This is a genomic window from Streptomyces sp. NPDC006487, assembly GCF_042870555.1.
Classification (GTDB): domain Bacteria; phylum Actinomycetota; class Actinomycetes; order Streptomycetales; family Streptomycetaceae; genus Streptomyces.
In genome coordinates, this window is the sequence record NZ_JBIAHN010000008.1 from 83738 (window position 1) to 108399 (window position 24662).

The 24662-nt window shown below is 74.1% G+C and carries 19 protein-coding genes; 11 read left to right on the forward strand and 8 right to left on the reverse strand.

The annotated features are described in order from the left end of the window. The first annotated feature begins 4 nt into the window (after positions 1-4). The 11 genes from aroC to ACFYM0_RS15490 all read left to right on the forward strand — a co-directional run bounded on the left by aroC (position 5) and on the right by ACFYM0_RS15490 (position 12336). The gene (gene aroC, locus ACFYM0_RS15440; protein WP_388501725.1) at positions 5-1189 is read left to right on the forward strand and encodes a chorismate synthase; all 1185 of its coding nucleotides are present in this window, start codon (positions 5-7) and stop codon (positions 1187-1189) included. Continuing rightward, the gene (aroQ, locus tag ACFYM0_RS15445) at positions 1186-1680 is read left to right on the forward strand and encodes a type II 3-dehydroquinate dehydratase (protein ID WP_388501180.1); all 495 of its coding nucleotides are present in this window, start codon (positions 1186-1188) and stop codon (positions 1678-1680) included. Before aroC ends, aroQ begins: the two co-directional genes overlap by 4 nt. Next, positions 1674-2687 (forward strand): 3-oxoacyl-ACP synthase III family protein, encoded by a 1014-nt coding sequence (locus ACFYM0_RS15450; protein WP_388501182.1) that lies wholly within the window; start codon positions 1674-1676, stop codon positions 2685-2687. The genes aroQ and ACFYM0_RS15450 overlap by 7 nt, the downstream gene beginning before the upstream one ends. Positions 2688-2713: 26 nt before the next feature. Next, on the forward strand, positions 2714-3529 hold the full coding sequence (locus ACFYM0_RS15455) for an arylamine N-acetyltransferase (RefSeq protein WP_388501184.1): 816 nt from the start codon (positions 2714-2716) through the stop codon (positions 3527-3529). A gap of 91 nt (positions 3530-3620) precedes the next feature. Continuing rightward, the gene (locus tag ACFYM0_RS15460) at positions 3621-4649 is read left to right on the forward strand and encodes a phenazine antibiotic biosynthesis protein (protein WP_388501727.1); all 1029 of its coding nucleotides are present in this window, start codon (positions 3621-3623) and stop codon (positions 4647-4649) included. Beyond that, a complete protein-coding gene (locus ACFYM0_RS15465; protein ID WP_388501187.1) occupies positions 4649-6097 on the forward strand; it encodes an aldehyde dehydrogenase family protein in 1449 nt (482 codons plus the stop codon). Before ACFYM0_RS15460 ends, ACFYM0_RS15465 begins: the two co-directional genes overlap by 1 nt. 226 nt (positions 6098-6323) lie before the next feature. After that, on the forward strand, positions 6324-7505 hold the full coding sequence (locus ACFYM0_RS15470) for an MFS transporter (protein ID WP_388501190.1): 1182 nt from the start codon (positions 6324-6326) through the stop codon (positions 7503-7505). Positions 7506-7584: 79 nt separating this feature from the next. After that, positions 7585-8439: an arylamine N-acetyltransferase gene (locus ACFYM0_RS15475; protein WP_388501193.1), complete on the forward strand. Its 855-nt coding sequence runs from the start codon at positions 7585-7587 to the stop codon at positions 8437-8439. A 56-nt stretch (positions 8440-8495) separates the two neighbouring features. Further along, positions 8496-10070, forward strand: a complete 1575-nt coding sequence (locus tag ACFYM0_RS15480; RefSeq protein ID WP_388501196.1) for a class I adenylate-forming enzyme family protein — start codon at positions 8496-8498, stop codon at positions 10068-10070. Then, complete coding sequence (locus tag ACFYM0_RS15485; protein ID WP_388501199.1) at positions 10067-11665, forward strand: FAD-dependent monooxygenase; 1599 nt, start codon at positions 10067-10069, stop codon at positions 11663-11665. Before ACFYM0_RS15480 ends, ACFYM0_RS15485 begins: the two co-directional genes overlap by 4 nt. Continuing rightward, entirely contained in the window at positions 11665-12336 is a 672-nt protein-coding gene (locus ACFYM0_RS15490; RefSeq protein ID WP_388501201.1) for a flavodoxin family protein, read from the forward strand. Before ACFYM0_RS15485 ends, ACFYM0_RS15490 begins: the two co-directional genes overlap by 1 nt. Before the next feature lie 78 nt (positions 12337-12414). Here ACFYM0_RS15490 and ACFYM0_RS15495 read toward each other — a convergent pair whose 3' ends face one another. The 8 genes from ACFYM0_RS15495 to ACFYM0_RS15530 are packed head-to-tail and all read right to left on the reverse strand — an operon-like array spanning position 12415 to position 24614. Further along, positions 12415-13617: an NAD(P)/FAD-dependent oxidoreductase gene (locus ACFYM0_RS15495; protein ID WP_388501204.1), complete on the reverse strand. Its 1203-nt coding sequence runs from the start codon at positions 13615-13617 to the stop codon at positions 12415-12417. Beyond that, positions 13614-14903 carry an FAD-dependent oxidoreductase gene (locus ACFYM0_RS15500; protein WP_388501207.1) on the reverse strand — a complete coding sequence of 430 codons (1290 nt, stop codon included), beginning with the start codon at positions 14901-14903 and terminating at the stop codon, positions 13614-13616. Before ACFYM0_RS15500 ends, ACFYM0_RS15495 begins: the two co-directional genes overlap by 4 nt. Next, positions 14900-17011 carry a molybdopterin oxidoreductase family protein gene (locus ACFYM0_RS15505; RefSeq protein ID WP_388501210.1) on the reverse strand — a complete coding sequence of 704 codons (2112 nt, stop codon included), beginning with the start codon at positions 17009-17011 and terminating at the stop codon, positions 14900-14902. Before ACFYM0_RS15505 ends, ACFYM0_RS15500 begins: the two co-directional genes overlap by 4 nt. Continuing rightward, the gene (locus ACFYM0_RS15510) at positions 17004-18374 is read right to left on the reverse strand and encodes an MFS transporter (protein ID WP_388501212.1); all 1371 of its coding nucleotides are present in this window, start codon (positions 18372-18374) and stop codon (positions 17004-17006) included. Before ACFYM0_RS15510 ends, ACFYM0_RS15505 begins: the two co-directional genes overlap by 8 nt. Further along, positions 18371-19819, reverse strand: a complete 1449-nt coding sequence (gene pcaB, locus ACFYM0_RS15515; protein WP_388501214.1) for a 3-carboxy-cis,cis-muconate cycloisomerase — start codon at positions 19817-19819, stop codon at positions 18371-18373. Before pcaB ends, ACFYM0_RS15510 begins: the two co-directional genes overlap by 4 nt. Continuing rightward, complete coding sequence (locus tag ACFYM0_RS15520; RefSeq protein ID WP_388501216.1) at positions 19816-21804, reverse strand: FAD/NAD(P)-binding protein; 1989 nt, start codon at positions 21802-21804, stop codon at positions 19816-19818. The genes pcaB and ACFYM0_RS15520 overlap by 4 nt, the downstream gene beginning before the upstream one ends. Further along, positions 21801-23018: an FAD-dependent monooxygenase gene (locus ACFYM0_RS15525; protein ID WP_388501219.1), complete on the reverse strand. Its 1218-nt coding sequence runs from the start codon at positions 23016-23018 to the stop codon at positions 21801-21803. Before ACFYM0_RS15525 ends, ACFYM0_RS15520 begins: the two co-directional genes overlap by 4 nt. An 18-nt stretch (positions 23019-23036) precedes the next feature. Next, on the reverse strand, positions 23037-24614 hold the full coding sequence (locus ACFYM0_RS15530; RefSeq protein WP_388501221.1) for a class I adenylate-forming enzyme family protein: 1578 nt from the start codon (positions 24612-24614) through the stop codon (positions 23037-23039). Positions 24615-24662 lie beyond the last annotated feature (48 nt).

Here is a 24662-nt window from a genome sequence, read left to right on the forward strand (position 1 = left end):
CGTGCTGAGCAGGTTGCGCTGGCTGACCGCCGGCGAGTCCCACGGGCCCGCGCTGGTCGCCACCCTGGAGGGGCTGCCGGCCGGCGTTCCCGTCACCACCGCCCTGGTCGCGGAGCACCTGGCGCGGCGCCGGCTCGGCTACGGCCGCGGGGCGCGGATGAAGTTCGAGCAGGACGAGATCACCTTCCTCGGTGGCGTCCGGCACGGCAGTTCGCTGGGCTCCCCGGTCGCCGTCATGGTCGGCAACAGCGAGTGGCCCAAGTGGGAGAAGGTCATGTCGGCCGATCCCGTGGATCCCTCGGAGCTGAAGGAGACGGGCCGCAACGCACCGCTGACCCGGCCGCGGCCCGGTCACGCCGACCTCGCCGGGATGCAGAAGTACGGCTTCGACGAAGCCCGGCCCGTCCTGGAGCGCGCCAGCGCCCGGGAGACCGCCGCCCGGGTCGCGCTCGGCGCGATCGCCCGGTCCTTCCTCAAGGAGGCGGCGGGCATCGAGATCGTCTCGCACGTGGTGGAGCTGAACGCCGCGAAGGCCCCGTACGGGGTGTACCCGACGCCGGCCGACGTGGACAGGCTGGACGAGGATCCGGTGCGCTGCCTGGACGCGGACGCGAGCAAGGCGATGGTCGCGGAGATCGACCAGGCCCACAAGGACGGCGACACCCTGGGCGGCGTCGTCGAGGTGCTGGCGTACGGGGTGCCCGTCGGGCTCGGCTCGCACGTCCACTGGGACCGGCGCCTGGACGCACGTCTGGCCGCCGCGCTGATGGGCATCCAGGCCATCAAGGGCGTGGAGGTCGGCGACGGCTTCGAGCTCGCCCGGGTGCCCGGGTCGAAGGCGCACGACGAGATCGTCTCCACCGAGGGCGGTCTCAAGCGCACCTCGGGCCGCTCCGGCGGCACCGAGGGCGGGCTGACCACCGGTGAACTGCTGCGGGTACGGGCCGCGATGAAGCCCATCGCGACCGTGCCGCGCGCGCTGGCGACCGTCGACGTGGCGACGGGTGAGGCGACGGTCGCCCACCACCAGCGCTCCGACGTGTGCGCCGTCCCGGCCGCCGGGATCGTCGCGGAGGCCATGGTGGCCCTGGTGCTCGCGGACGCGCTGCTGGAGAAGTTCGGCGGCGACTCCGTCCCCGAGACCCGGCGCAACGTCCGGTCCTACCTCGACCACCTGCGCATCCGATGACCGCCGGTCCCCCGGCCGCCCCCGCCGAGCCGGCCGTCCCCGCCGAGCCGGTTCCCGTCCTGGTGATCAACGGGCCCAATCTGGGCCGGCTGGGCCGCCGCGAGCCCGGGATCTACGGCGCCGGCAGCCACGAGGAGCTGGCCGAGAGCTGCCGCCGGACCGGCCGGGAGCTGGGCCTGGACGTCGAGGTCCGCCAGAGCGACGCCGAGGCCGACCTGGTGCGCTGGCTGCACGAGGCCGCCGACGGCGAGATCCCCGTCGTCCTCAACCCCGCCGCCTTCACCCACTACTCGTACGCCCTGCGCGACGCCGCCGCCCAGCGCACCGCGCCGCTCATCGAGGTCCACCTCTCCAACCCGTACGCCCGCGAGGAGTTCCGCCACCACTCGGTGATCTCCCCGGTGGCGAGCGGGACCATCTCCGGCCTCGGTGCCGGCTCCTACCGGCTCGCACTGCACGCCGTGGCCCGGGAGGTGCACGGCCCGTGCTGACCACGAGGGCGGCGGCCCGCCGGATCGGCATCCTGGGCACCGGATCGGCCACTCCGTCCCGCGTCGTCACCAACGACGAGGCGGGCGCGGAAGCCGGTGTCGACGACGCCTGGATCCACGCCAAGACGGCCATCCGGCAGCGGCGTTGGGCCAAACCCGACGAGGCCACCGGAGACCTGGCCGTCCAGGCCGCCCGGGCCGCGCTCCAGGACGCCGGGCTGCGCGCCCGCGACCTCTCGCTGATCGTGCTGGGCACCTCCACACCCGACAGCCCGCAGCCCGCGACCGCCTGCTTCGTCGCCGACGAGCTGGGCATCGGCCACGGCACCGCCGCCTTCGACGTCAACGCGGTCTGCAGCGGCTTCGCGTTCGCCCTGACCACCGCCGAAGGACTGCTGCGGACCTCCGGCGGCGCCGGCCACGCCCTCGTCATCGGCGCCGACGTCTACTCCCGCATCCTGGACCCCACCGACCGGCGCACCGTCGTGCTCTTCGGCGACGGCGCGGGCGCGGTGGTGCTCGGCCCCGTACGGCCGGAATCCGGGCGGGGCCTGATCGCCTCGCGGCTGGCCTCCTTCGGCGCCGAACGGGAACTCGTCGGGGTCGCCGCGGGCGGCAGCCGGCTGCCGTCCTCGGCACAGACCCTGGCCCGCGGCGAGCACCGGTTCACGATGAACGGGCGCGGCGTACGGGACTTCGTCACGGCCGAGGTGGTGCCCGCCGTGACCCGGTTCCTCGACGACTGCGGGGTGCGGCCCACCGACCTCGCGCACTTCGTCCCCCACCAGGGCAACGGCCGGATGCTCGAAGAGCTCGCCGCCGGCCTCGGCATCCCCGCCGACCGTACCCGGGGCTCCTTCGCCGCGTACGGGAACACCGGGGCCGCCTCCGTCCCACTCACCCTCGATCTGACCGCCAGGTCCGGTGCCCTCGCCGCCGGTGACCTCGTGCTGCTCGCCGCGTTCGGCGGCGGCATGACCATGGGGCTCACCCTGCTGCGCTGGTGAACCGGACCGGCGGAGGAAGGCCCCGTATGTCCGAGACGCTCGATCCGGAGCTGGTGGACGCCTACCTGGCCCGCATCGGGGCAGCGCGCCCGGTCCGGCCGGATGCCGCCGCCCTGCGCGACCTCCAGGAACGGCACGTGCTGAGCGTGCCGTTCGAGAACCTGCACTACTACGCGGGCAAGCCGATCCGCCTCGACCACACCATCGTTCACAAGATCGTCCACGAACGCCGCGGCGGCGGCTGCTACGAGGTCAACCCCTCCTTCGCCCACCTGCTGCGGGCCCTCGGGTTCGACGTGGAGCTGCTGCCGGCCCGGGTCTGGATCGACGGGGTGCTCGGCGTCCCGCTCGGCCACGTCGTGCTGCGCGTGCGCACCGCGGAAGGGGACTGGCTCGTCGACGTCGGCTTCGGCCGCAACAGCCGCCACCCGCTGTCCCTCGACACCCTCGCCGACCAGCGGGACCCGCACGGGGTCTACCGGCTCGCGCCGCTGCCCGACGGCGGCCACGAGCTCTTCATGAACACCCATGCGCAGTACCGCGTGGAGCCCCGCCCGATCGCCGTCGAGGACCTGCGGGCCACCCTGTGGTGGTACCGCACCAGCGCGGAATCCCCTTTCCTCCAGAGCCAGTTGTGTTCCCTGCCGACCGAGGACGGCCGGGTCACCCTGATCGGCCGCACCCTGCTGCGCCAGGTGGGGGCCGACCGGTTCTCCGAGCGCCTCGACGACGACTCCCAGGTGATCGAGACCTACCGCGAGCACTTCGGGATCGAACTCGACGAGATCCCGCCGGACCTCGACGTGGACGAGGCCGGCGCGGTCCGGCTGGGCGCGTCCTGACCGCCGCCCTCCCCCGCCCCTCCCCGCTCTCCCACCCCTCAGGAGCACCGTGTTCCCCACGGAAGACCCCGAGGAGTTCCTGCGCTCCGCCATGCGCTGGCACTTCTCCCCCGAGACCGGCTCGCCGTTCTGGCTGGACCGGGTCCGGGACCTGGATTTCGACCCGCTGACCGACATCCGCACCTTCGCCGACCTCACCCGCTTCCCCAACTACGCCGGCGAGCTGCGCGACGTACGCGCCGAGGACCTGATCCCGCGCGGCTACGGCGAACGCCCCGACGTCGTGGGCGTGTACGAGAGCGGCGGCACCACCGGCGCCCCCAAGCGGATCGTGCTGCTGCGGGACTGGCTGGACCGCCTCGTCGAGTGGAGCAGCGCCCAACTCGACGCGCACGGCGTCCCGCAGGGGGTGAACTGGCTCTCGGTGGTGCCCTCGGGCCCCCACATGGTCGGCGACATCATCAAGCGGCAGACCGCCCACCGGGGCGGTCTCACCTTCGGCGTGGACCTCGACCCGCGCTGGGTGAAGAAGCTCATCGCACGCGGCGACACCGCAGGGGCCGGGGCGTACGCCGAGCACATCCTGGACCAGGTGCGGTACGTGCTGCGCAGCCAGGACATCGGGGTGCTGATGTGCACCCCGCCCGTCCTGGAGCGGATCGCGGCCGACGCGGAGCTGGCGGAGCTGGTCAACGAGAAGGTGCGGGCGATCAACTGGGTGGGCACCCAGATGGACGCCGACAGCCGGTACCTGTACCGCACGGAGGTCTTCCCCGACACCGTCCTCTACAGCGGGTACGGCAGCACGATGATCCTCGGCAACGCCGGCGAGCGGCCGGGGCTCGGACACGACGACCCGTGCGTGTACGACCCGTACTCGCCGTACATGACGCTGTCGGTGGTCGACCCCGAGACCCGGCGGCCCGTCGCGTACGGGGAGCGCGGCCAGGTGGTCATGCACCACGTGAGCCGGAGCCTGCTCATGCCGAACAACCTGGAGCGGGACCACGCCACCCGGATCCGGCCGCCGCACGGCGCGGAGCAGACCGGGGACTCGGTCGCGGACATCGCGCCGGTCCGGGAGTTCGACAACGAGACCGTGATCGAAGGGGTCTACTGATGGCCGCCCCCGAAGAGCCGCCCTCGCGGGACGCACCGGACGCCCCGCCCGCGGCCGGCACCCTGGACGAGCTGCCCGCCCTGGACGCCCTCGGGCCCTCGGGGACCTTCCGGGCCCGCAACCGGATCACGCTCACCGATGTCGCCGGCCGCCCCGCCGCCACCCTCGGCCTGGTGCCCCGGCTGTACGTGCGGCGCACCATGGCGGCCCTGCGGGCCGCCTCCCCGCCGCCCGCCGCGGAGCGGTTCGCGCTGCTCGCCCGGGCCGGCCGGATCTTCGCCGAGGACACCATCGGCGGCCTGGACCCCGCCGCCCACGAGCGGATCACCGCCCGCGTCTCCGGGGTCCCGCTCGGTGTCGTACGGGCCGCCGCGGCCGCCGTCACCGAAGCCGCCGAGCAGGCGGCGTACATCCTGGACCAGGCCCGCCCGGCCGGCGCCGCCGACTCCCGGAGCGATCCGCGCACCCGGCGGGGCAGCGCCGTCTGGACCCGGCGCGGCTCGGTCTTCGCCGTGCACGCGGCGGGCAACCACCCCGGCCCGCACTCGCTGTGGCTGGAGGCGCTGGCGCTGGGCTACCGGGTCGCCGTACGGCCCTCCCGGCGCGAGCCGTTCACCCCGTACCGGCTGGTCGCGGCGCTGCGCGCGGCCGGCTTCGGGCCGGATCAGGTGGCCCTCCTGCCCACCGGGCACGAGGTGGCCGACACGGTGCTGGACGAGGCCGACCTCGGGCTCGTCTACGGCGGCGACGAGGTCGTCGCCAAGTACGGCGGATCCCGGGTGCTGCCGCAGGGCCCCGGACGCTCGAAGATCCTGGTGACCGCGGGCCGGGACTGGCGCGACCACCTGGACGTGATCGTCGACTCGGTCGCCCACCAGGGCGGGGTGGCCTGCATCAACGCCACCACCGTGCTGGTCGAGGGGGATCCCGGCCCGCTGGCGCGGGCGCTCGCCGAGCGGCTCGCGGCATCGGCGGACCTGCCGCCCGAGGACCCGAAGGCGGTGCTCCCGGTGCAGCCGGCCGGGCACGCCCGCGCCCTGGAGGCGTACCTGCTCACCCGCGCCGCGGAGCCCGGGGCACGGGCCTGGCTCGGCGGGGACGGCATCGTCTCGGAACTCGGCGACGGAAGCGCGGTGCTGCGCCCGGCGGTGCACCAGCTGGAGCGCTCCGACGACCCCCGCACCGGCCTGGAGATGCCCTTCCCCTGTGTCTGGGTCGCGCCCTGGAGCCGGGCGCAGGGCATCGCGCCGCTGCGCGGCAGCCTGGTGGTCTCCGTACTCGGCCCGGACGCCGACACCGGGCCGCTGGTGGACGAACTGCTGGCGGAACCGACCGTGTCCAACGTGTACACGGGGTCCCGGCCCACGTACTGGATCCGCCCCGGAGTGCCGCACGACGGCTTCCTGAGCGAGTTCCTGATGCGCACCAAGACCGTCGCGCGCGACTGACGGACGGCGGCGCCGTCGCAGTTGATGGATCGCGGAGCGCACCTGACGGAGTACCCGGGGACCGATGGCAGGCCCACGCCGCCCCGCACAGGATTCCTATCGACTACGCAGTCCCCACGACGGAGGAAGTCGCCCCATGTCAGGTATCCCGCAACCCGCTGCATCACCCGGAGACCCCGGACGTGCCGCCACGGCCCAGGTTCCCTTCGGTGCCACCGTCGCGGTGATGGCCGTCATCGGGCTCATCCTCGGCAGCCAGGCCTACGTGACCATCCCGCTCATGCCGGAGATCGCCACGGCATGGGGCGTGGAGCAGTCCGCCGCCGCCTGGGCGACCTCGGCCTTCGCCATCGCCTATGCCTGCGGCTCGCTCCTGAGCGGCCCGCTCGCCGAGAACTACGGCCGCCGGACCGCGATCTGGACCAGCCTCGCCGCACTGTCCCTCGCCACGCTGGCCGTGCCGCTGGCCGGCGGGCAGACCGGAGGCCTGGCGATGCGCGCCGTGCAGGGTCTGGCAGCCGGTGTCTTCGCCCCCGTCGTGTACGCCTACTTCGGCGAGCGGCTGCCGGCCCAGCGGGTCGCCCTCGCACTGACCGTGGTGTCCTGCGCGCTCGGCGGCACCCTGGTCGCCGGCCAGCTCGGCGCCCAGCTGCTGGAGTCGCTGTTCGGCTGGGGCGCCGTGTTCTGGGTCTCGGCCCCGCTGCTGGCCGCGGGCGCCGTGGCCGCCCGCATGGTGATGCTGCCGGACGCGCCGCGCGACGGCGGTCGGGCCGGGGGCGGCTTCGCCTTCGGCAACGTGCTCAGCTCCGGGCGGCTGATCCCGCTGTTCGTCACCGCGCTGATCGTGCTCGGCGGGGTCACCGCCGTCTACACCGGCGTCCAGCTGTACGGCCCGAAGTCGCTCGGCAACCCCGACGCCATGTTCGCGCTGCGCGCCTCCGCCCTGCCGTCCCTGCTGGTCGCCGTCCTCGCGGCGCCGAAGCTGGCCGGCATCGCGCCGACCCGGCGGGCCGCCGGAGCGCTGGCCCTGGCGGGCCTGGGCATGGGCGCCGCCGCACTGGCCGGGGACAACACCCTGGTCCTGGGCATCGCCCTGTTCGCCGCCATGGTGGGCGTCGCGACCGCCGGACCCGCCCTGGTCCAGGCCGTCGGCGGAGCGGCCGGCGCGGACCGCGCCACCGCCATCGCCGTCTACAGCTTCCTGCTCAACCTCGGCGCCGGCATCGGCGCGCAGGTCCCGCAGGCCACCGACGTCTTCACGCACCTGGTGCTCTGGATCGGCCTGGCCTTCGCCGCCGCCATCGGCCTCGTCGTGCTGGCCGGACGCGCGTCGAACCGCGCCGCCGCCGCGGACAAGGGCCGCTCCGAGGTCCCGGGGGCGGCGTCCGTCCCCGCCGAGGCCCGCTGAACCACAGCACCACAGCACCACAGCACGATCCGCACGCCCCGAGACATCCCGAGACATCCCGAGACGAAAGGTCACTCTGATGAACGCCCTGCCGCCACCGCCCGCCGCCGACTGGAACTCCGACGCCCTGGTGCTCGACGCGTACCTGGCGCGCATCGGCTTCGAGGGTCGGGCCACCGCCGACTTCGAGACCCTGCGCCGGCTGCACCGCGCCCACGTCGACGCCGTCTCCTGGGAGATCGTCGACCTGGCCGTCGGACACCGCATCTCGCTCGACCTCCCGAGCCTGCAGAAGAAGATCGTCGACTCCGGCCGCGGTGGCTGCTGCCTGGAGAACAACCTGCTCTTCGCGGCCGCGCTCGACCAGGTCGGTTTCACGTCCACCCGCCACCTGGCGCGCGTCCGCCGCGGCAGCGACGCGATCCGCTACCGCTCGCACGCGGTCGTGATCGTCGAGGCCGAGGGCCGCCGCTACCTCGCCGACGTCGGCTTCGGCGACGAGGGCCCGCTGGAGCCCATCCCCTTCGAGGACGGCGCCGAGGTCACGGTCGGCGACTGGACCTGGAAGCTGGACCGCGAGGGCGAGGGCGAGAGCGAGGAGTGGGTGCTGCGGTGCCTGCACCACGACGGCTGGTTCGACGTGTACAGCCTCCGCGAGGAGCAGCACCACTGGATCGACTTCGAGGTGTCGAACGTCTACACCTCCACGAACCCGGCCTCCCCGTTCATCGGCAAGCTGGTCGCCCAGCGCGGTGACGACACCGTCCGGCACACCCTGCGCCACCGCACGCTCTTCGCCGACTACGCCGACGGGTTCAAGCACCAGCGCGAGCTGACCACCGACGAGGCGATCACGCACCTGCGCGACACCTTCCGCATCACGCTCTCGCACGACGACGAGCGCGTCCTGCGCGAGCGCGTCCTGGTCCACTGAGGGCCCGTGCACCCGCCTTCCCCGCCTTCCCCGCAATCCCGCCGAGGAGAGACCTGATGCTGCGGAACCCCGCCCGAACAAGCGGGCTCTACATAGGGACCGTTCCCGAGCAGGCCGCCGCCGCCCGCCCCAGCACGACGATCATGCTGGACCACAGCCTGGACGTACTGCCGGACGTCTCGGGGTATCTGACGGTCGGCGAACTGGCCGACCACATCGACGACATGGCCGCCCGTCTGTACGCGGCGGGTGTGCGCGCGAGCGACCAGGTCGCGATCTACAAGAACAACAACTTCGACATCTACGTCCTGGCCAGTGCGAGCGCCCGCATCGGCGCCGTCCCGGTGATGCTCTCCCCCGCCCTCGACGGCGAGAGCGCCGCCGCCCTGCTGGCCCGCCTGGACCGGCCGTACCTGCTGACGGACGACACCAAGCTCGACGGTGCGCTCGCCGGCGCCGACCTGGTGTCCGTCACCCACGCCGTGCTGTCGGTCTCCGCCGCCCGCGACGGGGTCGTCTCCCTCCAGGACCTGGCCGGTTCGCCGCGCCGCGAGCCCGTGCTGCTCGCCCCGGACCAGCCCGCCCTGATGACGCACACCTCGGGCACCACCGGCCTGCCCAAGCTGGTCGTCCACTCGCACCGCAGCCTCTTCGGCCGCTACCGTCCGCAGCGCCGCCTCGGCAAGCTCCTCAAGACGGGCGACACCGCCGCCATCCACCTCTCGTACGTGCACTCCCGGATGTACCTGGGCATGGCCGTACTGCTCCAGCGCGGCCTCCACGTGGCCGTGGTCAACGACACCGGGAACGAGAAGATCGCCGAACTCTTCGGCCGGATCCGCCCGGCGTTCGTGGAGACCCACCCCAACTCCTTCATGGAGTGGGAGGAACTGGTCGACGACCCGCGCCGCCCCTTCTCCAACGTCGCCTGCTTCAGCAGCACCTTCGACGCGATCCACCCGGGCACCATGGACCGCCTGCTGAAGGCCTCGCAGCGCACCAACCCGGTCTTCTTCCAGATCTACGGGCAGAGCGAGTGCGGCCCCCTCACCGGCCGCCACTACACGCGCAAGAACGCCCACAAGGCCGACGGCCGCTGCCTCGGCTACCCGATGCCCGGGATCACCAAGTACCGCCTGGTGCCCCGCAACGGCCTCAAGCCCTCCCGCGAGAACCCCGGATACATCGAGGTCAGCACCCCGGGCCGGGCCGTCGGCTACTACGGGGAGAAGGAGCGCTTCGAGAAGCAGGCCTTCGGCAAGTGGTGGCGCGGAGGCGACGTCGGCTTCAGCACCAAGGTGGGCTGCCTGCACCTGCTCGACCGCGAGGTCGACGTGATCCCCGGCATCCACTCCACCCTGGAGGTAGAGGACGCCGTGCTCCAGCGCCTGGAGGAGCTGGCCGAGCTGGTGCTCGTACCCGGCCCCAACCAGGAGGCCCTGCCGGTGGTCTGCACCCGCCAGGGCGAGCCGCTGGACCTCGCGCGCTGGAAGCGGGCCGTCGCCGACCTGCCGAAGATGGCCGAGCCCATCCAGATCCCGCTCGCCGAACTCCCGCGCACCGCCACCATGAAGGTCCAGCGCATCAAGCTGGCGTCGATCCTGCGCGAACAGCTGGAGGCAGCGTCGTGACCGAGCACATCCAGAACACCGGCGGCACGGACTACGACGTCCTCATCGTCGGCGCCGGCCCCACCGGCCTGACCGCGGCGATCGAGCTGCTGCGCCGCGGGGTCGGGGTCCGGATCATCGACTTGACGACGGTTCCGCTCGACGTGCCCAAGGCGCTGGCCCTGTGGCCGCGCGCCCTGGACATCCTGGAGGACATGGGGGCCGGCCCCGCCATCCGGGAGGCCTCCGTCCAGATCAACGCGCTCAGCTACTTCTCCGAGCGCCGGCACCTGGCGACCTTCGACTTCCAGGAAGACCTGGCGCCGCGGCACCTGCCGCAGCCCGAGACCGAGCGGGTGCTCACCGACCGGCTGCACGCGCTCGGCGGCAAGGTCGAGCGCGGGGTGCGGCTGCTCGACATCGAGAAGGTCGACCACTCCGGCGACGTCAACGCCACCGACGGGGTCACCGCCGTCCTCGAGCACGGCGACGGCCTCATCGAGCGCACCCGGGTGCCCTTCCTGATCGGTGCCGACGGCGCGGGCAGCAAGGTCCGCGGCGAGCTGGGCTCGGCCTTCACCGGCAGCACGTACGAGATGGAGTTCGCCCTCGTCGACGCCCGCATCGAGGGCACCCTCCCCACCGACCAGGTGCTGTACTTCCAGAACCCCAACGGCACCCTGGTGATCGTCCCGCAGCCGGACGGCGTCTACCGCTTCCTGTCGGTGATGCCGCCCGGCGGCGAGCGCGTGAACGTCAAGATGATGCAGCAGGTCATCTACGACCGCGGCCCCCGCGGCATCAAGATCACCGAGCCGGTGTGGGAGACGGTCTTCCGCGTCCACGCCCGGCACGCCAGCGACTTCCAGCGCGGCCGCATCTTCCTGATGGGCGACGCCGCGCACGTGCACAGCCCGGCCGGCGGCCAGGGCATGAACAGCGGTCTCCAGGACGCCCACAACCTGGCCTGGAAGCTGGCCGCGGTCATCCACGGCGCCTCGCCCGTCTCCCTGCTCGACACCTACGGACCCGAGCGCTCGGACGCGACCCAGCGGATCGTGCGCGACACCGACTTCCAGACGCGCGCCTGGATGTTCAACGGCCGGGTCCAGGTCCGGGCCCGCGACGCCGCCTTCCGCGTCCTGGACCGCACCGGGCTGGTCTCGCACTTCTACGCCCCCGTCATGGCGGGCCGCAGGCTCGCCTACGACATCGTCCGCGCCACCCAGCGGCCCTCGCGCAAGGCCGGCTGCGGTCTGCACGAGAAGCTGCCCGGCGGCCTGAAGGTCGGCGCCGTCTTCCCGCGCCGGCTGGCCCTCGCGCACCGCATCTCGGGCCCCGCCGCCGACCCGCAGGGCTGGACCCTGGCGGTGCTGCCGCCCTCCAGCGGCGGTTCCGACTGGAGCGCCGAGATCGGCCACATCCTCGACCGCTGGCCCCAGGTCCGGGTGGAGCGGCTGCGTCGGCGCAACTCGCTGCGCGCCACCGGCTGCTGGCGTCCCGGGTACTACCTGGTCCGGCCCGACGGGCACATCGCGGCCCACGGCCACGACCGGGACCTCAACCGCCTCGAGGCGGAACTCACCGCGGCCCTCATCCCGACCGGAGCACACTGATGACGGAGACGATGACTCCCCCCAGCGAGATCCCCACCGGGGCCGGCCAGGTGCCCGGCCTGGTACCCGGCCAGGCCCCCACCGGGACCTCCGCCGTCGAGTCCCCGCTGGTGGTCGTCGCGTACCACTCGGGGCGCGGCCACACGGCGGCCCTGGCGGCCGCCGCCCGCGACGGCGCCGGCGAGGCGGGGGCCCGCGCGGTCCTCGTCGACGTGCTGTCCATCAGTGACAGCCAGTGGACCCTGCTGGACGAGGCCGACGGGGTCATGTTCGGGTCCCCCACCTACATGGGCAGCGCTTCCTCGGCCTTCCACGCCTTCGCGGAGGCCAGCTCCAAGCGCTGGGCCGCCCAGGCCTGGCGGAACAAGGCCGCCTCCGGCTTCACGGTGGCCGGCTCCATGAACGGGGACAAGCTCCACACCCTCCAGTACTTCTCCATCCTGGCGGCCCAGCACGGAATGCACTGGGTCAACCTCGACATCCCTCCGGGCTGGAACTCCTCCACCGGCTCGGAGAACGACCTCAACCGGCTCGGCATCAACCTGGGCGCCGGCGCCCAGGCGAACACCGACGCGGGCGACGAGGGCGTGACGAAGGCTGACCTGGAGACGGTCCGTCACCTGGGGCGCCGCGTCGCCCAGGTCGCGGGTCTCCTCCGGGCCCGCCGCTGACCGGCGCCCCACCGCCGCGAACGGCTCCGGCCCCGCCCCCGAAACGGGGGGCGGGGCCGGAGCCGTTCGTGCGTCCGTTCAGCCCGGCGTGTGCAGCAGCCGGTCCGCCGATGCCGTCAGGGTGCGGCCGTACAGGGCGTGCAGGGCGGGGTAGGCGCGGGTGTCGCCGGACAGGACCGCGCCCAGCACGGTGCGGGCGTCCGCGGCCAGGGTCAGCTTGGCGTACGCGTCCCTGCGGTGGTCGTGGCGCACGAACTCCAGCGCGCCCGGCTCCCGCCCCTGCACGTCGCCGAAGCCGGCCACTTCCACACCCAGCAGCTTCAGCCGGGCGGCGGGGTCCGCCCCCGGGAAGGCCGCGGCGGTGTCGCCGGTCAGCTGGGCGGCGACCGCCTCGGCCATCCGGCGCCCCGGGGCCACCATGCCGTGGCAGCGGCCCTCCACGGCCGCGCACTCGCCGACGGCCCAGACGGCCGGGTCCGAGGTGCGGCAGTGCCGGTCGGTGAGGATCCCGCCGCGCTCCGCACGGGCCAGGCCGGCCGCGGCGGCCAGTTCGTCGCGGGGCCGGACCCCGGCGGCGAAGACCACCAGGTCGGCGGGGAGCGGTCCGGCCCCCGCCAGGGTGACGGCGGCGACCGCGCCGTCGGCGCCGGGATCCACGGACTCCACGGCGGCGTCGCAGTGCACGCCGATGCCGAGGGCGGAGATCCGGCGGCCCAGCACGGCCCCACCGCCCGCGTCGACCTGCAGCGCCATCAGCCACGGGGCCCGCTCGACCACCTCGGTGCGCATGCCGAGCGCGTGCAGGGCGCTGGCGGCCTCCAGGCCGAGCAGGCCCCCGCCGATGACGACGGCGGGCCGGCCGGGCCGGGCGGCGGCCCGGATGGCGTCGACGTCCTCGATCGTCCGGTAGACGTGGCAGCCGGGCAGGTCGTGCCCGGGGACGGGCGGTACGAACGGGCGGGATCCGGTGGCGAGCACCAGGGCGTCGTAGGGGACCTCCCGCCCGTCGGCGCGCCGCACCGTCCGCCGGGCCGGGTCGACGGCCGTGACGGTGCTGCCCAGCCGGACGTCCGCGCCCTCGAGGGGTTCCGGGGGCAGGGTGAGGGCGGCGGCGTCGCGACCGTGCGCGTACGAAGAGAGGGCGACCCGGTCGTACGCGGGCCGCCCTTCCTCTCCGTGCACGGTGATCCGCCAGGCCCCGCCCCGGTCGCGGGCGCGCACCTCGGCCACCAGGTGGTGGCCGACCATGCCGTGTCCCACGACGACCAGGTTCCGGGTCATGTGTCGCTCCGTTCGGTCGTGAGTACGGCGCACAGGGCGCGCACCTCGTCCGCGCATCCGCCGCAGCCGGTGGTGGCGCGGGTGGCCCGGGCCAGTGCGGGCAGGTCCCGGGCGCCCCGGCGCCAGGCGGCGGCCAGCTTGTGGCCGGTGACGTCGTTGCAGTGGCACAGCACGTCGTCCAGCGGGTCCCCGGCGGCCGGAACCACCGCGGGGCTGCCGAGCAGCAGCGGCAGCAGGTCGCGGGGTGCGGGGTCGCCGCTGTCGTGGAGTCCGGTGACGGCGGCCACCGCGTGCGGGAGACCGATGACCGCCGCCCCGGCCACCCGGCCCGCACGCAGGGCGAGTTCGGCGTAGCGGTGGCCGGCCGGATCGGCGAGGATCACGCTCTCCTCGGCGTCCGCCAGGCTGCCGAAGGCCAGCAGTCCCGCACCGTCGGCCCGCAGCCGCAGCAAGGAGCCGCCGGGGCGGGGCCGCAGCGGCTCCGCGCAGGAGCCGATCGCGTGGACGGCGGGGTCGGTGGTGCGGCCCGCGGCGTCGGTGAGGACGCCGGTGCGCACGGGGAGACCGGCCTCGCGGGCCAGCCGGCTCTCCGGGAGGGTGCCGGTGCACGGCAGGAGCGCGTCGGCGGCCAGCACCCGTCCGTCGGCGAGGGTGAGTTTGGCCCGGTCGTAGGACTCCGCCCGCTGTTCCAGGTGGACTTCGACCCCGGCCGCGCCCAGTCGGGCCGCCAGGGCCCGCCCCGCCCGCTCGGGCAGGTGCCGGTCGAGGGGCCACGGCCCGCGGTGGACGAGCGCCACCTCGGCGCGGCCCGCGCGGCGCAGCGCGAAGGCGGCCTCCACGGCGAGCGGGCCGCCGCCCAGCACCACGACGGCGCCGGCCGGTATCCGGGCCGCGTCGGCCGCCGACCGCAGGACGGCGACCCCCTCGGGCGGCTCCGCCCCGGCCGCGCCCGCGATCGGCGGCAGGCTCGGCGCCGAGCCGGTGGCCAGCACGAGGCGGTCGTAGGGGAACTCCCGCCCGTCGGCCCGGACCACCACGCGCCGGACCCGGTCCACGACGGTCACGGGAACCCCGGCGTACTCGGTCACGGGAGGAGGCAGCGGCGGCAGCCGCAGGAGGTGCGGGGGGAGTTCGCCGGACAGTACGGACGGCAGCAGGGACCGGCACAGGACCGGTCCGGGTTCGGCGCCCAGCAGGTCCACCGGTCCGCGGCCGTCCCGCTCCGCGAGCCGGGCGGCGTACGCGCGTCCCGTACGGCCGTTGCCCACGATCACGGTGCGCGTCATCGGGCGGCCACCGGCTCCAGCCGCACCGCGCACACCTTGAACTCGGGCATCCGCGAGACGGGGTCCAGGGCGGGGTTGGTCAGCAGGTTGGCACTGCCCCCGGCCCCGAAGTGGAAGGGGAGGAACACCGTGTCCGGGCGCAGGGAGCCCTCGTAGCGGACCACGGCCTCCGTGCTGCCGCGGACCGAGCGGACCCGGGCGCGGTCGCCGTCGGCGAGCCCGGCGCGCTCCGCCGTGTCGGGGTGGACCTCGACGAAGCACTCGGCGCCGGAGGCCTCGACCAGGGCCGGTATCCGGCGGGTCTGCGCGCCGGACTGGTACTGGGCCAGCACCCGGCCGGTGGTGGCGAGCAACGGGTAGAGGTCGCTGCGGAGTTCGGCGGCGTCCCGGTGGTCCACCGGCGCGAAGACGGCCCGGCCGTCCGGATGGGCGAAGCGGTCGAGGAAGAGCCTCGGAGTGCCCGTCGAGCCTTCGGGGCAGGGCCAGTACAGGGCCTCACCCGAGTCCAGGCGCGCGTAGCTGATCCCGGAGTAGTCGGCGCGGCCGCCGCGGGTGGCTGCGCGCAGTTCCTCGAAGACGGCCGGCGGGGAGGCGGGGAAGGCGCTCTCGTCGAAGCCGAGCCGGCCGGCCAGCGCGGACAGCACCTCCAGGTCGGTGCGGACGCCCGGCGGCGGGGTCAGCGCGCGGCGCCGGCGCAGCACCCTGCCCTCCAGGCTGGTCATGGTGCCCTCCTCCTCGGCCCACTGGGCCACCGGGAGCACCACGTCCGCCAGCGCCGCCGTCTCCGAGGGCACGAAGTCCGAGACGACCAGCAGGTCCAGGGCGGAGAGCTGTCGCCGCACCCGGGCCGCGTCGGGGGCCGAGACGACCGGGTTCGACCCGAAGACGAGCAGGGCGTGGACGTCCCGGCCGAGCGCGCCGAACAGTTCCACGGCGCTGCGGCCCGGGCCGGGCAGCGAGGCCGGGTCGACGCCCCAGACCGCCGCGACGTGGGCCCGGTCGGCGGGGTCCGCGATGCTGCGGTAGCCGGGCAGCTGGTCGGCCTTCTGGCCGAGTTCGCGGCCGCCCTGGCCGTTGCCCTGCCCGGTGAGGCAGCCGTAGCCGCTTCCCTCGCGGCCGGGCAGGCCCAGGGCGAGGGCGAGGTTGACGAAGGCGGCCACGGTGTCCGTGCCCTTGCTGTGCTGCTCGGCGCCGCGGCCGGTCAGCACGTAGGCACGGTCCGCGCCGGCGAGCATCCGTGCGGCCTCGCGCAGCAGGGCGGCGGGCACACCGGTGACCCGTTCGGTGCGCTCGGGCCACCAGGACAGGGCCCGGCTCCACGCGGCTTCGAAGCCGCGGGTGCGCTGCCCGACGTACGCGGTGTCGGTGAGGCCCTCCGCGACGACGACGTGCAGCAGGCCCAGGGCGAGCGCGAGGTCGGTGCCGGGGGCGGGCTGGAGGTGCAGGGCGGCCCGCGCGGCGGTCCGGGTGCGGCGCGGGTCGATGACGATCAGCCGGGGGTGTTCCAGGTGCCGCATGAGCGGGGGCATGGTCTCGGCCGGGTTGCCGCCCGCGATGAGCACGACGTCGGCGGAGCCGAGGTCGGTGACGGGGAAGGGCAGCCCCCGGTCGATCCCGAAGGCGGCGTTGCCGGCGGCGGCGGCCGAGGACATGCAGAAGCGGCCGTTGTAGTCGATCTGGCTGGTGCCGAGGGCGACCCGGGCGAACTTGCCCAGGATGTACGCCTTCTCGTTGGTCAGCGAGCCGCTGCCGAAGACGGCGGCGGCGTCCTTGCCGTGCCGCTCCTGTACCCGGCGCAGCCCGGCGGCCACCACGTCCAGCGCCTCGTCCCAGCTCGCCGGGCGGCCGTGCACGAGGGGGGTGCGGAGCCGGTCCGGCACGCCGAGCAGCTCGGGTGCGGTCCAGCCCTTCTGGCACAGGCCGCCCCGGTTGACGGGGAAGTCGGGGTCGGGGCGGACGGCCACGGCCGGGATGCCGGCTGCGGCCGTGGCGGCTGCCCCTTCCCGCCCTGTCCCGGTGCCGGTGCCGGTCCCGGTCAGCAATGTCCCGCACTGCAGGGCGCAGTACGGACAGTGCGTGGCGGTCTCCCCCGGTTCCGTCTCAGACACGGGTGGTGCTCCGCTGCCGGGCCGGACGGTTCACTTCGGCGGGGCCGGGCTCGGGACGCGGCCGCAGGTAGACGGCCCACACGAGCAGCATGCACAACCCGTAGTAGCCGAGGAACACCGCGAAGGCCGCGGTTCCGGTGCCCCAACTGCCGTACGCGGTACGGAAGGCCAGGTTGATGGCGACCCCGCCGAGGGCTCCGACGGCGCCGGCGATGCCGATGACCGCGCCGGAGCGCCGCCGGGACCGGGTGAAGGCGGCCTCGGCGTCGTGGCCGGCCGCGACGGCCCGCTCGGCCTCGGCGGCGTGCACGGCCGGGATCATCTTGTACGTGGAGCCGTTGCCGAGTCCGGTGAGCACGAACAGCACCGTGAAGGCGGCGATGAACAGTGCGAACGAGCCCTGGAGCGAGGCCACGAGCAGGACGGCGGTGCCGATGGTCATGCCGAGGAAGTTCCACAGGGTGACGCGGGCGCCGCCGTAGCGGTCGGCGAGCCGGCCGCCCAGGGGCCGCGACAGCGAGCCGAGCAGGGGGCCCAGGAAGGTCGCGGAGGCGGCCTCCAGGGCAGTGGAGTCGAACTGGCTCTGGAGGACCAGCCCGAAGGCGAAGCCGTAGCCGATGAAGGAGCCGAAGGTGCCGATGTACAGGAGGGAGATCCACCAGGTGTGCGGGTGGGCGGCCGCCTCGCGCAGGGCGCCGGGTGCGGTGCGCAGGGTGGCCAGGTTGTCCATCTTCACGGCGGCCAGCAGCGCGACGCAGCCGATCAGCGGGAGGTAGACGGCGGCGACGTACGAGGGGTGGGTGCTGCCCGCGGTGGCGATGACGAGGAGCCCCAGCAGCTGGACGAAAGCCACGCCCAGGTTGCCGCCGCCCGCGTTGAGTCCCAGCGCCCAGCCCTGGTGCCGCAGCGGGTAGAAGCCGGTGATGTTGGTCATCGAGGAGGCGAAGTTGCCGCCGCCGACCCCGGCGAGCCCGCCGATCAGCAGGAACACCCACAGCGGGGTGCCGGGCCGCTGCACGAAGTACGCGGCCAGGGCGCAGGGGACGAGCAGCACGCCGGACGCGAAGACCGTCCAGTTGCGGCCCCCGAAGCGGGCCACGGCGCTGCTGTACGGGAGCCGCAGGACGGCGCCGACCAGGGTGGGCGTGACCACCAGGAGGAACTTCTCCGCCTTGGTGAAGTCGAAGCCGATGTCCGGGGACATGAACAGCACGAGCACCGACCACATGCTCCACACGGAGAAGCCGATGTGCTCGGACAGCACGGAGAGCCACAGGTTGCGGCGCGCGACCCGGCGGCCGGTGCGCTCCCAGAAGACCTCGTCCTCCGGATCCCATTCGGTGATCCAGGCCTTGCCTCTCATCGGGCGTCCGCTCCTTGTCCGGTGGCCAGGGCGCGGTCGACGAGGTCGCCGGCGGCGCCGGTGTAGCCCGCGGGGTCACACAGCTCGGCGAGGCGCTCGCGTCCGATCCGGCCCGCGAGCTCGGGGGCCTCGGCGAGGACGGCGGCCAGCGGAAGGCCGTTGGCCGCCGCGGACCGGGAGGCCCGGGTCAGCAGTTCCCTGGCGGCCGGCCTGCCGAGCGCCGGGGTGAGCCGGGCGGCGATCCGCTCGGAGACGATCCGGCTGTCGGTCAGGGCCAGGTTGGCGGCCATCCGGCCGGGGTCGGCGGTCAGGCCCTCGGCGAGCTCGACGGCCGTGTGCGCGGCGCCGCCCGCGAGCCGCAGGCATTCGCGGAGCAGCAGCCACTCGGCGTGCCAGGCTCCGGCGGAGCGCTCGTCCTCGCTCAGCAGGCACTGGGTGAGGCCCGCGGCGATGACGGGCACCTGGAGGGCGGCGCTGCGCAGCAGGGTGGCGAGCACCGGGTTGCGCTTGTGGGGCATCGCGGAGGAGCCGCCGCGGCCCGCCGGGCCGGGCTCGGCGACCTCGCCGGTCTCGGTACGGGCCAGGTTCTGCACGTCGAGGGCGATCTTGCCGAGCGCGGCTGCGGTGAAGCCGAGCACGGCGGCGAGGTCGGCGAGCGGGGTGCGCAGGCTGTGCCAGGGCAGGACGGGCCGGGCCAGGCCCGTCTCCGCGGCGAAGACGTCGACGAGTTCGTCGAGGTACCGGGCCCGGTCGAAGGTGCGGGGGGCACCCGCCCCGTCGTGACGTCCCGCGTCGTCGATCTCGGCGTACTCCAGGTACCCGGCGAGGGTGCCCGCCGCCCCGCCGAGGGAGACGGGCAGTCCCTCGGCGAGAACGGTGGAGATCCGGGCCTCGGCGTCGAGCACGAGCTGGCGCCAGCCGGCCGCCTTGAGCCCGAAGGTGGTGGGCACGGCCTGGAGGGCCAGGGTCCGGCCGGCCATCGGGGTGTCGCGGTGGCGCAGGGCCAGGGCGCCGAGGGCCCGCGCGGTGCGGGCCAGGTCGGCGCGGATCAGCCGCAGCGCACGGTCCGCGACGAGCATGGCGCCGGTGTCGAAGATGTCCTGGCTGGTGGAGCCGCGGTGGACGTAGTCGGCGGCCTTCGGGTCGCGGGAGGCGACCTCACGGGTGAGCGCCGCGACCAGGCCGACCACCGGGTTGGCGGTCTCCCGCGCGGCCAGGGCCAGCTCCCGCAGATCGAACTCCGCGGTCAGGGCGGTGTCCGAGATGACCTCGGCGGCCTGCTCGGGCAGGGTGCCCAGCCGGGCCTGTGCCCGGGCCAGGGCCGCTTCGGCGTCGAGCATGGCGCGCAGCCAGGCCCGGTCGTCCACGGCGGATTCGACGGGCGTGCCCGCGCGAACGGGGGACAACAGCCCCGCGTCCGCCGGGCAGTCGGCCGTCCGGATCACACGATCACCCCGGCGAAGTCGGCGTGCGACACCACCGGGCGGATGCCCGCGGGCACCTGGGAGACCGGGGGCAGGGACAGCGCGGCGCCGGCGATGGCGTCGGAGTCGCCGAGGGTGACGGAGTCGACGCCCGGGCGGATGCCGGCCGCGGTGACCCAGTGCACGGACTCGGTGGGCACCCCGTAGGCGAAGCGGCGCGGGTGGGCCCGGCCGCGGCCGTCGATGAGCCGGTAGGGGCGCTCGGTGACCGCGAGGCCGCCGGTCTCGTAGTTCGACCCGTGGCTGCCGGCGATCGTGTAGGGCGCGGCCTGGTCGGTGTTGAGCAGGTGCTGGAGCAGCGGGTCGGCGGTGCGCCGGATGTCGGGCTCGGGCAGCCGGGCCTCGATGAGGGCGCGGGAGCGGATGGGCTCGCCCGGCACCTCGAGGGACTCGGCGACGTACTGCTGGGTCGTCGGGTCGATGCGGACCCGCGTGCCGGGGCCCATGATGGTGAGCACCCCGGCCTCGATCAGCGCGATCATCTCCTCGATGCGGGAGGCCGGCGGGCCGATCGAGAGGAACGCGTTGAGCGGGGTGTACCAGCCCTCGAGGTCGTCGCGGTGCGAGTTGCCCTCCAGACCGCCGTGGTCGACGGCGAGGCGGATCTCGTTGCGCAGGTCGCGCATGACGTCGAGGGCGGCCTTGAGCGGTCCGCTGACGTTGCCGGCGCGGGCGGCGACGACATCGGCGGCCAGGTACTCGGTGAGCCAGACGTGGAACTCGTCGCGGCTGGTGAACTTCCGGTCGCCGTACGGGCGGGACAGGCGGTCCCAGTCCCACCGGGCGTCGTCCCCGATGCTGTACTCGGCGAGCACGTCGCCGGTGTCCTCACCGATGGGGACGGCCAGGTAGCGGCGGGTGAACTCCTCGCGGACGGTGTCGTCCTGGCCGCGGGTGGAGAGCAGGGTGGCGTAGTAGACCGACTCGACCTCGCGGGAGATGACGGGCCACAGGTCGGCGGAGAAGCTGACCGGGGTGCCGTCGTCGGAGCGCTCGCGCAGCTTCTCGATGAGCTGGGGGGTGAGAAGCCTCGGGAAGTAACGGCCGTCGCTGCCCTTCTCGTTCTCGCCGCGGGCGTGGTACGGGACACCGCGCCGGGAGAAGGCGTGCAGCTTGGGCTCCCGGCCGGAGGGCCGGTAGACGACCTTGCCGTCCTCGCGCTCGAAGACGCCGCCGCGGCCGGCCGTGAAGAGGGCCATGTGATCGAAGAAGTTGAGGCCGAGACCGCGCAGCAGCACGTTCTGGCCGGCTTCCACCGTGCTCAGGTCGACGTCGGCCGGGTTCCCGGGGGTGACGTAGGTGAGGTGGTGGATCCGCGACAGGCTCGCGGTGCGCTCCTCGCGGACCGTCAGGCGCGAGGGGACGTGGCCGAGGGCCAGGACGATGCCGTCGAGGTCGTTGAGGCGGGTGCCGTCGTCGAGACGGACGCCCTGGGGGCCGCCGGGGACGCCGTGGGTGTCGGCGATGGCCACGGCCTTGGCGCGGTGCACCTCGACGGTGACGTGCGCGGGGGCGTTCTCCACCAGGCGCTCGAAGGAGTCGCGCAGGTACTCGCCGTAGAAGGCGCGCGAGGGGTAGGTGTTGGGGCCGAGCGCACGGGCCTCGGCGAGGGTCTGCGCGGTGTACGCGGCCTCGTCGGCCAGCAGGGCCAGGGACTGGGCCCACTCGTACAGGCTCGGACCGTTCTCGATCGGGCCGTCGATCTTCGACGTCTCGTCGGTGTAGACGGTGATCTGCGAGGCCACGGTGTTCATCAGCAGGTGGCGGGACTGCTCGGTGCGCCAGACGGCTCCGGCGCCCGGGGCGGCGGGGTCGATCACGTGGATGACCACGGAGGCGTGGTGCGGGGTGTGGCGCTCGCGGGAGAGCAGCCGTTCCAGGACCGACAGACCGCGGGGGCCGGCCCCGATCACGCACAGTTCAGTGTGGGAGTTGGAGGTCGTCACGCGGGGGCTCCGTTGGGGAGAGGGACGGTCAGGGTGTCGTTCAGGGGGTCGCGCAGGCCGTGCATCCAGCCGACGTGGCCGCGCATCTCGGTCTCCGACAGGCCGGACAGGAGCGCGTTGCGCTCGTCGGCCGCCGGGCCCGCGGGATGCCACAGCGCCGTGCTCCATCGGGCGGCGAGCTGGATCCGGGCGGTGCGCTCGCGGCGGAGCGCGTTGTACTTCTCGAAGCGGACGGCGAGTTCGCCGGAAGGGCAGTCCATGAGGGCGCCGAGCACGACGGCGTCCTCCAGGGCCTGGCAGGCGCCCTGGGCGGCGTAGTGCAGCATGGGATGGGCGGCGTCGCCCAGCAGGACGACGCGGCCGTCGGTCCACTCGGAGACCGGGTCGCGGTCGACGAGCATCCACGACTTCCAGTCGTGGCCCGCGGCCATCAGGCGCCGGGCCGTCTCGCCGAGGCCGGCGAACTCCCGCAGTACGGTGGCCTCGTCGACGGCCACGCCGGCGAAGGGCTCCGTACGGCCGTCGTCCTTGCTGGCCGCCAGGTTGAGGTAGGCGCCGCCGGCGATCGGGTAGTGCACGAGGTGGCAGTGCGGTCCGGCCCACCAGGCGACGGAGCGCGGCATCCGCAGGTCCTCGGGGACCTCGTCCATCGGGATGATCGCCCGGTAGACGGTGATCCCGGAGACGCGCGGCGCGCCGTCGCCGACGAGCTGGGCCCGGACGGCCGAGTTGATGCCGTCAGCGCCGATCACGGCGTCGCCGTCGACGGCCTCGCCGGAGTCGAGCAGGACGGTGGCCCGTCCCGGGTCCTGGGTGTATCCGGTGACGGTGACTCCGCTGCGCAGACTGATCAGCGGGTCGGCCAGGCACCGGTCGAGCAGGATGCGGTGCAGTTCGGCGCGGTGGACGACGGCGTACGGGTTGGCGAACTCGGCGCGGTAGTCCTCGGTGAGCGGCAGGCTCGTGACGTGCGCGCCCGACACACCGTCCATGAAGCGCAGTTCGTCCATGCGGACGGTGATGGCGCGGGCGGCTTCGCCGACGCCGAGCCTGTCCAGGGCGTGCAGCCCGTTGGGGGCGATCTGGATGCCGGCGCCGATCTCGGCGAACTCCGGCGCGCGTTCCAGTACGAGGACCTCGTGGCCCCGTTCGCTGATGCCGAGGGCGGCGGCGAGCCCGCCGATGCCGCCGCCCACGATGATGATTCTTGACATGTGGCTCTCCGGCAGCGGCTAGGCGAGCGGGGCGGTCCGGGCGGCGATCAGCCGGACCAGCTCCAGTCGCTTGATCTTGGACGTGGCGGTCTGGGGCAGTTCTTCCAGCCGCATGTGCACGGGGTCGGCCATCGCGGACAGGCCCGCCGCGGCGCGCTGCCAGCGGATGGCGTCCAGCGGCTTGTCGTCCTTGGTGCAGACGATCGGGGTCGCCCGGCCGTCCGGGCCGGGGATGACGATGACCTCGGTGAGCTCCTCGAGCTTCCCGAAGAGGGTGTCCTCGGCGGCGAGGGTGCTGCCGAAGCCCTCGATGAGGTCGACCTCGCGGTCCAGCAGGTGCACGCAGCCCCACTTGGTGCGGTAGCCGACGTCGCCCATCCGCCACCAGCCGCCGTCGGAGACCTGGCTGTCGTAGCGCTCCTGCTCGCCGAGGTAGGTGACGATCCGGCCGTCGCTGCGGACCTCGATGTAGCCGGGGTTGTCGGGAGACACCGGGTTGCCGTCGCGGCTGACGACGCGGACGTCCGTCATACCGGGGAACGGGATGCCGACGCAGCGGCCGTCGTCGTCCTCGCCGCGGCGGCGCGAGAAGGCCCGTACGACGGCGGGGCCGACCTCGCTCTGGCCGTACAGCTGGCCGAAGAGGGCGCCCCTGCGGCGGGTGGCGCCCAGCAGGGTGCGCACCGTACGCGGGTGGATCGCGTCGAAGGTGCTGCTGAACAGCTTGACGTTGGCCAGCGGGCCGCGCGGGTCCTCGGCGAGCTCCTCCCACTCCATGAAGGAGTTGGGGTGGGCCTCCAGGACACCGGGCCGCAGCTGGGCGAACAGGTCGCCGACGTGCTTCGGGTCCGACTCGCGCAGGACGAGGATCGGGAAGCCGCGCAGCAGCGAGATGGCGAGGGCGGTGAAGAGCCGCGAGTGCACGAAGGAGACGTGCAGCGCGATCGTCTCCCGGCCGGGCAGTACGGGGAGCACCGCGGCGGCCTGCGGCCGGTAACGGGCCTGCAGGCTGCGGCCGGTGTGCACGGCCAGCTTCGGGGTGCCGGTGGTGCCGGACGTGTGGGTGATGAGCGTGGGGTGGTCCACGGGCATCGTGACCGGGGGGATCCGGCGGACGCCGGCCAGGTCGGCCAGCGCCGTCGCCTGCTCGTGGACGCCGGCGGTCAGCAGGACCCGCTCGGTGATCCCGAAGATGCCCTCGGGCAGTTCCTCGTCCAGCTTGCTCCGGTCGGTGACCAGGAACGGCCGCTCGGTACGGCGGACCAGTTCGGCGGCCGTCGCACCGTCGAGCTGGGGGGAGAGCAGCACGGGCACCGCGCCGATGCGGGCGGCGGAGCAGGCCAGCAGGGTGATGTCGAAGGCGTCCGACTTGTAGATGACGACCCGCCCGCCGGGGCGCACCCCGGCGGCCCACAGCCGGGAGGCGAGGTCGTCCACGGCGTCGGCCACCTCGGCGATCGTGGCGCGCCGGCCCAGCTGCGGGGCCGCGTCGAGGTCGTGATCGAGGATCAGGACGTTCGAGGGGTGCCGGGACGCAGCTCGTTCGAGGAGGGTTCCCAGGCGGATTCCGCGATTTGCTATGCGCTGCAGAAGCATGTGGTCAGGCTCTCGTCGTTGGATACGGGAATCCGGCCCGGAGGGGAA